This is a genomic window from Rhodococcus sp. P4_C10 (genome assembly GCF_056402135.1).
This window is the reverse complement of the sequence record NZ_JBFUHZ010000047.1, coordinates 1-13,445: the sequence shown is the minus strand read 5'-3', so window position 1 is coordinate 13,445 and position 13,445 is coordinate 1. Positions and strand designations below refer to the sequence as shown.

9 protein-coding genes and 1 tRNA gene are annotated in these 13,445 nt (G+C 70.1%); 3 read left to right on the top strand and 7 right to left on the bottom strand.

The window, feature by feature from the left end:
* Positions 1 to 14: 14 nt before the first annotated feature.
* The 6 genes from rho to argS form a co-directional block, all read right to left on the bottom strand.
* Positions 15 to 2,054, bottom strand: a complete 2,040-nt coding sequence (gene rho, locus AC1DWC_RS22590; protein WP_477911632.1) for a transcription termination factor Rho — start codon at positions 2,052 to 2,054, stop codon at positions 15 to 17.
* A gap of 397 nt (positions 2,055 to 2,451) precedes the next feature.
* Entirely contained in the window at positions 2,452 to 3,384 is a 933-nt protein-coding gene (gene thrB / locus AC1DWC_RS22585; RefSeq protein ID WP_477911631.1) for a homoserine kinase, read from the bottom strand.
* A 29-nt stretch (positions 3,385 to 3,413) separates the two neighbouring features.
* Positions 3,414 to 4,502: a threonine synthase gene (gene thrC / locus AC1DWC_RS22580; RefSeq protein ID WP_477911630.1), complete on the bottom strand. Its 1,089-nt coding sequence runs from the start codon at positions 4,500 to 4,502 to the stop codon at positions 3,414 to 3,416.
* Complete coding sequence (locus tag AC1DWC_RS22575) at positions 4,495 to 5,808, bottom strand: homoserine dehydrogenase (protein WP_477838951.1); 1,314 nt, start codon at positions 5,806 to 5,808, stop codon at positions 4,495 to 4,497. Before AC1DWC_RS22575 ends, thrC begins: the two co-directional genes overlap by 8 nt.
* Positions 5,801 to 7,228 (bottom strand): diaminopimelate decarboxylase, encoded by a 1,428-nt coding sequence (lysA, locus tag AC1DWC_RS22570; RefSeq protein WP_477838953.1) that lies wholly within the window; start codon positions 7,226 to 7,228, stop codon positions 5,801 to 5,803. Before lysA ends, AC1DWC_RS22575 begins: the two co-directional genes overlap by 8 nt.
* Complete coding sequence (argS, locus tag AC1DWC_RS22565; RefSeq protein ID WP_477838955.1) at positions 7,225 to 8,877, bottom strand: arginine--tRNA ligase; 1,653 nt, start codon at positions 8,875 to 8,877, stop codon at positions 7,225 to 7,227. The genes lysA and argS overlap by 4 nt, the downstream gene beginning before the upstream one ends.
* 123 nt (positions 8,878 to 9,000) lie before the next feature.
* Between argS and AC1DWC_RS22560 the strand changes: the two genes are divergently transcribed.
* Positions 9,001 to 9,909 (top strand): DUF3105 domain-containing protein, encoded by a 909-nt coding sequence (locus AC1DWC_RS22560; RefSeq protein WP_477911628.1) that lies wholly within the window; start codon positions 9,001 to 9,003, stop codon positions 9,907 to 9,909.
* Positions 9,902 to 10,693 (top strand): DUF305 domain-containing protein, encoded by a 792-nt coding sequence (locus AC1DWC_RS22555; protein ID WP_477911626.1) that lies wholly within the window; start codon positions 9,902 to 9,904, stop codon positions 10,691 to 10,693. The genes AC1DWC_RS22560 and AC1DWC_RS22555 overlap by 8 nt, the downstream gene beginning before the upstream one ends.
* On the opposite strand, the gene AC1DWC_RS22550 is transcribed toward AC1DWC_RS22555, so the two are convergent.
* Positions 10,615 to 13,020: a phosphoketolase family protein gene (locus AC1DWC_RS22550; protein ID WP_477911624.1), complete on the bottom strand. Its 2,406-nt coding sequence runs from the start codon at positions 13,018 to 13,020 to the stop codon at positions 10,615 to 10,617. The two genes, AC1DWC_RS22555 and AC1DWC_RS22550, sit on opposite strands and share 79 nt — an antisense overlap.
* A 213-nt stretch (positions 13,021 to 13,233) precedes the next feature.
* Between AC1DWC_RS22550 and AC1DWC_RS22545 the strand changes: the two genes are divergently transcribed.
* A tRNA-Arg gene (locus tag AC1DWC_RS22545) sits at positions 13,234 to 13,309 on the top strand.
* Positions 13,310 to 13,445 lie beyond the last annotated feature (136 nt).

The following is a 13,445-nucleotide window of genomic DNA, read 5'->3' as shown; positions in this document are numbered from 1 at the left end:
TCTGTTCCCGACGACTAGTCGTCGCCCATGGCCCCCGGCGCGGTCTTGGAGACCTGCATCAGGAACTCGACGTTGCTCTTGGTCTTCTTGAGCCGGTCGATGAGCAGGTCGATCGCCTGGTGCGAGTCCAGACCCGACAGCACCCGGCGCAGCTTGTGCAGCACCGCGGCCTCGTCGGGGCTGAGCAGCAGCTCGTCCTTACGGGTACCGGACGGATTGACGTCGACCGCGGGGAACACCCGGCGCTCGGCGATCTTGCGGTCCAGCTTGAGCTCGGCGTTGCCGGTGCCCTTGAACTCCTCGAAGATCACCGTGTCGCCGGTCGAGCCGGTCTCCACCATCGCGGTGGCGATGATCGTCAGCGAGCCGCCGTTCTCGATGTTGCGGGCCGCACCGAGGAAACGCTTCGGCGGGTACAGCGCGGTCGAGTCGACACCACCCGAGAGGATGCGTCCCGAGGCGGGCGACGAGTTGTTGTACGCACGGCCCAGTCGGGTGATCGAGTCGAGCAGCACGACGACGTCCTTGCCCTCCTCGACCAGGCGCTTGGCCCGCTCGATCGCGAGCTCGGCGACCGAGGTGTGGTCTCCCGGCGGCCGGTCGAAGGTGGAGGCGATGACCTCACCCTTCACGCTCCGCTGCATGTCGGTGACCTCTTCGGGACGCTCGTCGACCAGGACGACCATGAGGTAGCACTCAGGGTTGTTGGTCGCGATGGCGTTCGCGATCGCCTGCAGGACGCTGGTCTTACCGGCCTTCGGCGGGCTGACGATCAGGGCACGCTGGCCCTTGCCGATCGGCATCACCAGGTCGATGACGCGGGTGGTGAGAATGTTCGGCGTGGTCTCGAGCCGCAGCCGCTGGTTCGGGTACAGCGGGGTGAGCTTGCCGAACTCGGGGCGACGCTTCGCCGCCTCCACGTCGCCACCGTTGACGGAGTCGATGCGGACCAGCGGGTTGAACTTCTGACGCTGGCTGCTGCCCGGGGCCTCGCCCTCGCGGGGAACGCGGACGGCACCGGTGATGGCGTCGCCGCGACGGAGCCCGTTCTTGCGGATCAGGTTCATCGACACGTAGACGTCGTTCGGACCGGCCAGGTAACCGGAGGTCCGCACGAAGGCGTAGTTGTCGAGCACGTCGAGGATGCCGGCGACCGGCTGCAGGACGTCGTCCTCGCGGATCTCGGGCTCGCGCTCGCGGTTGTCCGCGCCGCCGCCCTCGCCGCGGTCACGCCCACGACGACGCTCACGGAAGCGCCGACCCCGACGGCCGCGACCTTCTCCGTCGTCCTCGCCGCCGCGGTCGTTGCGGTCCCCACGCGGGCCGTTGTTGCCCTGGTTGCGGTCGCCCTGGTTGCGATCACCCTGGTTGCGGTCACCCTGGCTGCGGTCACCCTGGCTGCGGTCACCCTGGCTACGGTCACCCTGGCTGCGGTCACCCTGGCTGCGGTCGCGACGGTTGCGCTCGCCGCGCTCACCCTGCTGGGACTCGCCGCCCTGCTGCTCGGTGCCGGTCGAGGCGTTCTCGGCCTGCTCTGCAGAACCGGCGGCCCGGGAGGCACCGCGACGCTGACGGCCACGACGACCGCCCTGCTCGCCCTCGCCGGACTGCTCGCCCTCGGCGCGAGCCGAATCCGGAGCCTGAGTCGGCGCGGCCACGGCGGCCGGAGCCTGAGTGGCGGGAGCCTGAGTGGCGGCCGGCGCCTCGACCTTGGCCGGGGCCTCGGTCGCGACAGCTGCAACCGCGGGTGCCTCGACCACGGTCTTGACGGCCTTGTTCGCCGCCGAGGCACCGCCCTGACGGTCCTTGATGGCCGCGATCAGGTCGCCCTTGCGCATGCCGGAGGTGCCCTTGATGCCGAGTTCGCCGGCGAGCCCGCGCAGTTCGGCGAGCACCATTCCGGACAGGCCCGCACCGCGGCGCGCATCGGCACGCTTGGTTGCGGCGGCCACGGCAGGGGCCGAATCTGAAGTCTGTGAACCGCTCTTCTCACTCGTCACGGCGGAAGCCGCAGAATCGAGCGCAGGAGGAGCGATCAGGTCCGTATCGGTCACGGAGATCCTTTCCTTCCCTCGCTCGCGCGTCGCAAAGTCGAGGGTTCGTCCCGAAGTTCAGTTCATACACTGAACCCGGATGTGCCGGACGTGTTCGCTGGATGGAACTTTCGGCTCGTCCGCCCCCGTGGGCCCGCATGCAGGCACATTTTCCGGTCCATCACCGCAGAAGAGATTCGCGAGAGGACCAAGCCAGGAACGCGCACCCGCAATTCGACGCTTCCGTTATTCGGAGAGCTCCGGAATTCGGGAGTTGATTGCCCTGGTAGAGCACCGGCGACTGACGCGCACGATGGGCGGACGATCCCCACAATAGCCGCGAACTGGATACACGGCAAGGTCCCGCTCCGCCGGTGTGCCCACCGCCACGATCGACGACCTGCAGAGCGGGGTCCGGTCAGTGAACCTGCACGCCGTCCGACACCTCGAGATCGAGCACGCGCAGCCCCTCCGCCTCCGCACGCCGGCGGAGTTCGTCGGGCAGCGCCGTGGTGGTCAGGGCCAGTACGGTCGGCCCGGCACCGGAGACCACCGCGGCGATGCCGTGCTCACGCAGCGTGGCGATCCACCGGGTCGTGACCGGCAGCGCCGAGGCCCGCTGCCGCTGGTGCAGCCGGTCCTCGGTCGCGCTCATCAGCAGGTCGGGACGCTCGGTGAGGGCGACCACGGCAAGCGCCGCCCGGCTCACGTTGAAGGCGGCGTCGGCGTGCGGGACCTGCTCCGGCAGCATCCCTCGGGTGTGCGCGGTGGACGAATGCTCGGACGGCACCAGTGCCACGATCCGAATGTCCGGGTGCACCTCGAGGCGTGCGGCGAAGTACTGCTGCGGGCCGTCGGCAACCGTCGGCGCCTCGGACCACGAGACCACGGCGCCGCCGAGCACGCTGGCCGATGCATTGTCCGGATGCCCCTCGAACTCGGAGGACAGCTGCACCAGCTGCGCGGCGGTCAGCGCCAACGCGGGATCGAGGAGGGACACCAGCCCGTTGGCCGCGGCGAGCCCGCCGACGGCCGCGGACGCGGACGACCCGAGTCCACGAGAGTGCGGAATCACGTTGCGGCAGACCACGTCCAGGCCGCCGGCCCAGACGCCTGCGACCTCGAGGCCACGCTCGATCGCCCGCACCACGAGGTGCGAGGGGCCCCATGGCACGTCCTCGGCACCCTCGCCCTCGACCCGAACCGTCAGGCCGGCGGCGGTCGTCGTCACCGTGATCTCGTCGTAGAAGCCCAGCGCCATGCCCAGGGTGTCGAATCCGGGGCCGAGGTTGGCCGTCGACGCGGGTACCCGCGCCGTGACGGTCAACCCCGCCGGCAATGTCTGAGTCACTACGCCCTCTTCGATCCGCGAAGTGGCCACTAGACCAGCTCGAGCGCCGCGGCCACCGCCACCGGGTCGACCGGGATGGGCTGCACGGCAGGCATTCCCGCCAGCGCCGTGTCGGGGTCCTTGAGACCGTTGCCGGTCACGGTGCACACCACGGTCAGGCCGGAGTCCAGCCAGCCCTCCTTGCGCGCGGCCAGCAGGCCGGCCACGGACGCCGCGGAGGCGGGCTCGACGAAGACGCCCTCGGTGCGGGCGATCAGCCGGTACGCCTCGAGGATCTCCTCGTCGGTGGCCGCCCGGAACGCGCCGCCGGACTGCTCCTTGGCGTTGACCGCACCGTCCCACGAGGCGGGCGAGCCGATCCGGATCGCGGTGGCGATGGTCTCCGGGTCCTTGACCGGGGCGCCGTGGACCAACGGGGCGGCACCGGCGGCCTGCACACCGAGCATCCGCGGACGCACCGAGGTGATGCCGTCGGCGTAGTACTCGGAGTAGCCGCGCCAGTACGCGGTGATGTTGCCGGCGTTGCCGACGGGCAGCGCGTGCACGTCGGGCGCCTTGCCGAGCGCGTCGCAGATCTCGAACGCCGCGGTCTTCTGCCCCTCGATGCGGACCGGGTTCACCGAGTTGACCAGTCCGATGGTCGGGAACTCGGCGGTGGTCTTGCGTGCCAGCTCCAGGCAGTCGTCGAAGTTGCCCTCGACCTGGATGATCTTGGCGCCGTGCATGACGGCCTGGGCGAGCTTGCCCATCGCGATCTTGCCCTGCGGCACCAGCACCGCACAGGTCATCTTCGCGACCGCCGCGTAGGCGGCGGCCGAGGCGGACGTGTTGCCGGTCGACGCGCAGAGCACGGCCTTCTGGCCACGGGCGAGCGCATCGGTGACGGCCATGGTCATGCCACGGTCCTTGAACGAGCCGGTGGGGTTGAGCCCCTCGACCTTGAGGTACACGTCGCACCCGGTGAGCTCCGAGAGGTGCCCGGCGGGCAGCAGCGGGGTGCCGCCCTCCCGCAGCGTGATCGTCTTCCAGTTCGGGCCGATGGCGAGCCGGTCCCGGTACGCCTCGATCAGTCCGGGCCAGGGGGTGTGGACGGGCGTGTGCTGGCGGGGGCTATTCACTGGAACCTTCCAATCGGAGAACGCTGGTGACTGCGGTGACGAATTCGAGCTTGGCAAGGGCGGCAACGGTTTCCGACAGGTCTGCGTCGCTGGCCCAGTGGGTGACGACGATCAGCCGGGCACCGTTGCCGGCGCCCTCCTGCCGCACCGTGGAGATGCTGACGTCGTGCTTGGCGAACTCGGCCGCGACGGCCGAGAGCACGCCGGCACGGTCGGCGACCTCCATGTTGACGTAGTAACGGGTGGGGATCTCGCCGATGGGCGCGATCTTGAGGTCGGCGTACTTCGACTCGCGGGGGCCACGGCCGCCGTGCACCTTGTTGCGAGCCGCCATCACCAGGTCGCCCATCACGGCCGACGCGGTCGGCGCACCGCCCGCACCCTGACCGTAGAACATCAGGCGGCCCGCCGCCTCGGCCTCCACGACGACCGCGTTGAACGCACCGTTCACCGAGGCCAGCGGATGGTCGTTCGGCACCAGTGCCGGGTAGACGCGCGCCGAGATGCGCTCCTCGCCTGCCTCGTTGGTGATGCGCTCACAGATCGAGAGCAGCTTGACGGTGCACCCCAGCGACTTGGCCGCCTCGAGGTCCGCCGACGTGATCTTCGAGATGCCCTCGCGGTAGACGTCGGCCGCGGTGACCCGGGTGTGGAACGCGATCGAGGCGAGAATGGCAGCCTTGGCCGCCGCGTCGAAGCCCTCGACGTCGGCGGTCGGGTCCGCCTCCGCGTAGCCGAGCCGGCCCGCCTCGGCGAGCGTGTCGGCGTAGTCGGCGCCGGTCTCGTCCATTGCGGAGAGGATGAAGTTGGTGGTGCCGTTGACGATTCCGGCGACCTTGTTGACGCGGTCACCGGCCAGCGACTGGGTCAGCGGCCGGATCACCGGGATCGCGCCCGCGACCGCGGCCTCGAAGTACAGGTCGGCCCGCTGCTTCTCCGCGGCCTCGGCGAGTTCGCCGGTGTAGTCGGCCAGCAGCGCCTTGTTCGCGGTCACCACGGACTTGCCCGCGTTGAGCGCGGCCAGGATCAGCTTGCGGGGCACCTCGATGCCGCCGATCACCTCGACGACGATGTCGACGTCGTCGCGGGCGACGAGCGAGTCGGCATCCGTGGTCAACAGCTCGGCAGGGACCCCACGGTCACCCTCGACGCTGCGGACCGCGATGCCGCGCAGCACCACCGGGGCGCCGACACGGGACTCGAGCTCGCGGGCGTGGTCGCGCAGAATCCGTACGACCTCACTGCCCACGTTGCCGAGGCCGAGGACCGCCACGCCGATCGTTGCGGCGCCGTTCGGTTCAGTCATGTTGCCTAACCTCCAAGCTGAGCAGATCTTCCACTGTCTCCCTGCGCAAGACGAGTCGGGACTCGCCGTCACGGACCGCGACCACTGCAGGCCGGGTCAACAGGTTGTAGCGGCTGGACATCGAGTAGCAGTATGCGCCAGTGGCGGCGACGGCAAGGAGATCTCCCGCGCCCACGTCCTCCGGCATCCAGGTGTCACGGATGACGATGTCACCGCTCTCGCAGTGCTTCCCCACCACCCGTGCGACGACCGGCTCGGCCGAGCTCTCCCGCGAGACCAGCCGGGCGTCGTACTCGGCCTGGTAGAGCGAGGTCCGGATGTTGTCGCTCATCCCGCCGTCCACGCTCACGTAGCGACGAGTCGCGTTGCCGTCCAACCGGACGTCCTTGATGGTGCCCACCTCGTAGAGGGTCACCGTGCCGGGTCCGGCGATCGCGCGGCCGGGCTCGACCATCAGGGTCGGCGCGGACAGCCCCGCGGCGGCGGACTGGTCCGCGACGATCTTGGTCAGCTTCGCCGCCAGCTCGTCCACGGGGGGCGGGTTGTCGCTCGGCAGGTACGAGATGCCCAGTCCACCACCGAGGTCGACGATCGTGACCTGGGCGCAGCGCTCCGCACCGAACTCGTTCTCCATCTCGCGGAGCAGCCCGATCACCCGGTGCGCGGCGAGTTCGAAACCGTCGACCTCGAAGATCTGCGAGCCGATGTGGCTGTGCAGACCGACGAGTCGCAGGTTGGCCGCGGCGAACACCGCGCGCACGGCGTCCATCGCCGCGCCGCCGGAGAGCGAGAAGCCGAACTTCTGGTCCTCGTGCGCGGTCGCGATGAACTCGTGGGTGTGCGCCTCGACGCCCACCGTGACGCGGATCAGGACGTCCTGGACCGCACCTAGTTCGCCGGCGACGGCGTCGAGGCGGCCGATCTCCTGCATCGAGTCCACCACCACGTGCCCCACCCCGGCGGAGACCGCGGACCGCAGCTCGGATACGGACTTGTTGTTGCCGTGCATGGTGATTCGCTCGGCCGGGAAACCTGCGTGCAGCGAGACCATCAGCTCGCCGCCGGACGCGACGTCCATCGACAGCCCCTCGTCGGCGACCCAGCGGGCGATCTCGCCGCACAGGAAGGCCTTCGACGCGTAGTGCACGCGGTCGGCGGAACCGAAGGCCCGGGCCATGTCGCGACAGCGGGACCGGAAGTCGTCCTCGTCGATCACGAACAGCGGCGTGCCGTACTCCTCGGCGAGCTCGGTGACAGCCACCCCGGCGAGCCGGACCACACCGTCCTCGCCGCGGCTGGCACCGCGCGGCCACACGGCCTCGGGCAGGTCGGTCATCTCCCCCGGCGCGACGGGACGCGGCGGCAGGCCCGGCGCGTGCGGGATCTCGGCGTGCCGCGGTCCGGCGGGATGCGTGCTCACATCCGCTCCGGGGCGCTGACGCCGAGCAGGCCGAGGCCGTTGGCGAGGGACTGACGGGTGGCACTGCACAGGGCCAGGCGCGCGGTGTTCAGCTCGCCGGCGACCTCGTCGCCCTGCGGCAGCACCCGGCACTCGGAGTAGAAACGGTGGTAGGCACCGGCCAGCTCCTCGAGGTAGCGGGCGATTCGGTGCGGTTCACGCAGGTCAGCGGCGGCGGACACGACCTTCGGGAAGTCGCCGATGGTTCGGATGAGCTCGCCCTCCCGGTCGTGGGTCAACAGTTCCAACTTGGGATTGTCGGTGGCCAGGCCGAGTTCCGCGGCATTTCGGGTCAGCGAGGCGAGTCGCGCGTGTGCGTACTGCACGTAGTACACGGGATTCTCGCTCGTCGTGCTCGCCCACAGCTCGAGGTCGATGTCGAGGCTCGAGTCCACCGAGGAGCGGATCATCGCGTACCGGGCGGCGTCGACGCCGATCGCCTCGACGAGGTCGTCGAGGGTGATCACGGTGCCGGCCCGCTTGCTCATCTTCACCGCGACGCCGTCGCGCACCAGGTTCACCATCTGCCCGATCAGCACCTCGACGGTGTCCGGGTCGTCACCGAACGCCGCGGCCGCGGCCTTGAGCCGGCCGATGTAGCCGTGGTGGTCGGCGCCGAGCATGTAGATGCACAGGTCGAATCCGCGCGAACGCTTGTCCTGGAAGTAGGCGATGTCGCCGGCGATGTAGGCGGCGTTGCCGTCGGACTTGATGACGACGCGGTCCTTGTCGTCACCGAAGTCGGTGCTCTTGAGCCACCAGGCGCCGTCCTCCTCGTAGAGGTTGCCGCTGGTCTTGAGCGTGGTGACGGCCTTCTCCACGGCACCCGACTCGAACAGCGAGTTCTCGTGGAAGTAGACGTCGAAGTCGGTGCCGAACTCGTGCAGGGTCCGCTTGATGTGGTCGAACATCAGCGCGACGCCGATGGACCGGAAAACCTCCTGCTGCTCGTCGTCGGTCAGTGCTAGCGCGTCGGGACGCTGCCGCAGCACCTCCGCGGCGATGTCCGCGATGTAGGCCCCGGCGTAGCCGTCCTCCGGCGCGGGCTCGCCCTTGGCCGCGGCGATCAGCGAACGCGCGTACCGGTCGATCTGCGCACCGTGGTCGTTGAAGTAGTACTCGCGGGTGACGTCCGCACCCTGAGCCGCGAGGATCCGGCCGAGTGCGTCGCCGACCGCGGCCCAGCGGGTGCCACCGAGGTGGATCGGTCCGGTGGGGTTGGCGGAGACGAACTCCAGGTTGACCCGTCGGCCGGTCTGCGCGGTCGAGGCGCCGTAGGCGTCGCCCGCGGCGAGCACCTTCGCCACGATCGCACCCTGCGCGGCGGCGGCCAGGCGGATGTTGAGGAACCCGGGGCCGGCCACCTCGGCGGTCTCGATGCCGTCGGCCGCCGTCAACGCCTCGGCCAGCCAGGTCGCCAGGTCGCGCGGGTTGACGCCCGCTTTCTTGCCCACCTGCATTGCCACGTTGGTCGCGTAGTCGCCGTGTTCCGGGTTGCGCGGGCGTTCGACGGCAAGCGTCGCGGGCAGCACGGACACGTCCAGCTCGCGCGAGGTGAGGACCTCCGCGGCAGTCGCGCGCAGGAGTTCGGCAAGGTCAGCAGGAGTCACAGGTACTTATCCTATGGTCTCGCAGTTCAGAGCCTGCGCTCAGGCATAGAACGTACAGTGGGTGCGCCCACGGGGACGCCCCGTGCCACAGACTGTGTCCCACCACCGAAAGAGCACTCACCGATGCCCAGCGGTTCGGAAAATCGTGACGCCAAAAAGAGTGGCGCCAAGTCAGCCAAGGCGATGAAAGCCGCCAAGAAGAGTTCCGGCGGCGGCAAGCCGAGGTCGGGGATGCCGAAGAGGCGCGAGATCCCCTGGATGACGATCGGCGCGGTGGTGGCCGTGCTGGCCCTGGTGGGCCTGCTCGCTTTCAGCCTGGTGCCCAAGTACCAGGACAAGGCCGCGGCCGACAAGTTCGCGCCGTCCGCCGAGAACCCCGACCCGTCCACCGCCATCGACGGCGTCGTGAAGAAGGACTACCCGGCCGCCCTGCACGTCGCCGCGACCCAGCGCGTGGCCTACGACCAGAGTCCGCCGTTCGGCGGCCCGCACGACGCGACCTGGGCCACCTGCACCGGCATCGTCTACCCGACCGCCATCCGCACCGAGAACGCGGTGCACTCGCTCGAGCACGGCGCCATCTGGATCGCCTACAACCCCGACAAGGTCTCGGACGCCGACGTGGACACCCTGAAGTCCAAGGTCGACGGCAAGGCCTACATGCTGATGTCGCCGTACCCGGGCCTGGACTCCCCGATCTCGCTGCAGAGCTGGGGCCACCGGCTCCAGGTGGACAGCGCCGACGACAAGCGGATCAACGAGTTCATCGCCGCACTGCGCCTGAACAACTTCGGCGCGTACCCCGAGAAGGGCGCGAGCTGCTCGACCATCCCGGGCGCGTTCGATCCCGACAACCCACCGGCATTCGACCCGACCGCACCGGGCCCCGACGCGGTGACCATGGACGGCAAGGGCATCACGCCCGACACCGGTGAGCTCGGCGGACCCGAGGGCCTGATTCCCCCGGCCGCGCCCGCGGCCCCGGCACCGGCGCCCGCGCCGGCGCCCGCACCGGCGGGCAGCAATGGCTGACCAGCCGCAACAGGCTGAACCCGGCGCCGCGGAGGGCGGGGGCAACGTGCGCAGCCAGCGCACCGCCCTCGCCGTGCTGGGCCTGATCGCCGCGATCGCCGTCGGGTTCGGGCTCGGCTTCCTGGCCAACCAGTTCCTGCACGACGAGCAGCCCGCGACCCCGGTCGCCGGCTCGGTCGACGTCGGGTTCGCGCAGGACATGACCGTGCACCACAACCAGGCGGTGGAGATGGCGGCGATCGCGATCGCCAACGCCGAGGACCCCATGGTCCGTGACCTGGCCTACGACATCCTCACCACCCAGCAGAACCAGATCGGCCAGATGACGGGCTGGTTGTCGCTGTGGAACCAGCCGCTGCTGCCGACCGGCGACTACATGACGTGGATGGATTCCGGCCACGACATGTCCGGTCACGGCACCTCCCCGTCCGGCACCGCCGAGCAGCAGTCCGGCATGGCCACCATGCCCGGCATGGCCAGCAGCGAGGACATGGCCGCGTTGCGGCAGGCCCGCGGCGCGGCCGCGGACGTGTTGTTCCTCCAGTTGATGCTGCGTCACCACGAGGGCGGCCTGCACATGATGGAGTACGGCGCCCAGTACGCGGACGTGCCGACCGTCCGCGACCTCGCGCAGACGATGGTCGACACCCAGCAGTCCGAGTCCCACCGGATCCCCGCGCCGGGGTGCACGGGCCCGGCGGCGTCTCACCCCTCGGGCGGGGCGGTGAACCCCCACGTCCACTCGCGCACCTCGGGCATGTCCTCGAGGTGTTCGCGCACGTAGTCGTGGTGCCGGGCCAGCTGGGCACGGCAGAAATCGGCCAGTTCGGTGCCCCGTTCCGGGATCCGACGCGCGCGCCGCAGCGCCTCGAGCACCAGGTGGTACCGGCTCATCCGGTTGAGCACGACCATGTCGAACGGCGTGGTCGTGGTGCCCTGCTCACTGAATCCCCGCACGTGGAATCGCTCCGGCCCGGTCCGGCCGTGCAGCAGTTCGTGCACCGCCCGCGAGTACCCGTGGAACGCGAACACCACGTCGGTCCCGGCGGTGAACAGCCCGACGAACTTCTCCTCGGGAAAGCCGTGCGGGTGCACGCTCTCCGGCAGCAACGCCATCAGGTCCACCACGTTGACCACGCGGACCTGCAGGTGCGGCACCCACACGCGCAGCAGTTCGGCGGCCGCCAGGATCTCCTGGGTCGGCACGTCGCCCGCCGCCGCGAGCACGATATCGGGCTCGTCCGGCACCCCGGGCACCCGTTCCTCCGTGCCCGCCCAGCTCCACACCGAGGCGCCGGCCGCGCAGTGCTCGTCGGCCTCCTCGAGCGTGAGGTACTGCAGGTGCGGCTGCTTGTCCACGACGATCAGGTTGACGTGGTCGGTGCTGCGCAGGCAGTGGTCGGCGATGGAGAGCAGGGTGTTGGCGTCCGGCGGCAGCCACACCCGCACCACCTGTGGCGCCAGTGGGATGGCCGCGTCGATCATGCCGGGCCCCTGGTGGCTGAACCCGTTGTGGTCGTTGCGCCAGCAGGTGCTGGTCAGCAGCACGTTCAGCGACGACACCGGCGCCCGCCACCGCAGCTCGGCGGCGTGTTGGAGCCACTTGGTGTGCTGGATCAGCATGGAGACGCTCACCATGGCGAACGCCTCGTAGCTCGCGAAGATCCCGTGCCCGCCGGCCAGCAGGTAGCCCTCGAGCCAGCCCTGGCAGAGGTGTTCGCTGAGCACCTCCATGACCCGGCCGTCCGGCCCGAGTCCGTCGTCGTCCGCCGTCGACGGCAGCTGCCAGCAGCGGTCGGTGACCTCGAACACCGCACCGAGCCGGTTGCTGGCCGTCTCGTCGGGGCAGAAGAGCCGGAACGGGCCGCCGCCGTCGGGGCGGGTGGTGTCGGCGTAGAGGTCCCGCATCAGCTCCCCCAGCACCCGGGTCGTCTCGTGCAGGGTGGTCGCCGGCATGTCGATCTCGAGCGCGTAGCGGGCGAGGTCCGGGATCGCGAGCGGCGTGCGCAACCGGCCTCCGTTGGCATACGGCGTAGCGCCCATGCGCTTGTCTCCGACCGGCGCCAGCGCCGCCAGTTCCGGAACAAGCGCGCCGGCGGCGTCGAACAGTTCGTCGGGGCGGTACGAGCGCATCCACTCCTCCAGCAGCGCCAGGTGGGCGGGATTGTCCCGGACCCCGGACAGCGGCACCTGGTGCGCGCGGTGGGTGCCCTCGATCAGCACCCCGTCCACCGTGTGTGGCCCCGTCCAGCCCTTGGGCGTGCGCAGCACCACCGCGGGCCACCGTCGGCCGCGGGTGTCGACTCCCGACCGCGCGTCACGCTGGATCTCCGCGATCCTCGCGTGCGCCGACGCGACCGCCGCTTCGAGCGCCCGGAACACCGGCCGCGGGTCGTCCCCGGCCACCACGACGGGCTCCCAGCCCTGCCCGGCGAGGTAGGCGCACACGTCCTCGTCGGAACTGCGGCCCAGGACGGTCGGGCCGGCGATCTTCGCGCCGTTGAGATGCAGGATCGGCAGCACCGCCCCGTCCCGGCGGGGGTTGAGGAACGCCGGCAGCTTCCAGGACGCGGACAGCGGGCCGGTCTCGGCCTCGCCGTCGCCGATCACACAGGCCACCAACAACTCCGGCCGGTCGAACGCCGCCCCGCCGGCGTGCGCGAGGGCGTACCCGAGTTCCCCTCCCTCGTGGATGCTGCCGGGGGTCTGCACGCTCACGTGGCTCGGGATGCCGCCGGGGGTGGAGAACTGGCGGCACAGCCGCTGCACCCCCTCGGCGTCGCGGCCGACGTGCGGGTAGACCTCCGAGTAGGTGCCCTCGAGGTAGGTCGATGCCACCAGGGCCGGGCCGCCGTGCCCGGGCCCGGTCACGTACAGCACGTCCGCGCCGGTCCGCCGGATGTGACGGTTGAGTACCGCGTAGATCGCGGACAGACCCGGGCTGGTCCCCCAGTGCCCGAGCAGCCGTGGCTTGACGTGCTCGGGTCTCAGCGGGTCGCGCAGCAAGGCGTTGTCCTGCAGGTAGATCTGCGCGACCGTCAGGTAGTTGGCGGCGTCCCACCACCGCAGGTCCAGGTCGAGCTCGGTGTCGGTGTAGCTCTGGTCTGCCATCGAAGAGACCCTTCGGTATTCGTGGTTGAACCCGTGCTGATCACTCTGCGTCACCATTGCGCTGCCGAACCCGCGTCCGTCGAACCGCCGGTTTCTCCCCGCGGGCCCCGGGCGCGTACCAGGCACTTTACCCAATCCGAGGGTCCAAATATGGATCCGGCGAGTCATGGGTTACGCTAACCCCGCCCAATGGCACGCCGGAAGTTTCGGCGGGCCCCCGTAGCTCAGGGGATAGAGCGTTCGCCTCCGGAGCGAAAGGCCGCAGGTTCGAATCCTGCCGGGGGCACCACCATTTGACGCGGGAACCCCGATCCAGGGAACTGGATCGGGGTTCTTGCGTTTGCCGGCGCTACTGGCCGCCGAGGGCCGCGAGCGGGGCCATGTCGAAGTAGTCCCGCCAGGCCACGATCTTGCCGTCCTCGTCG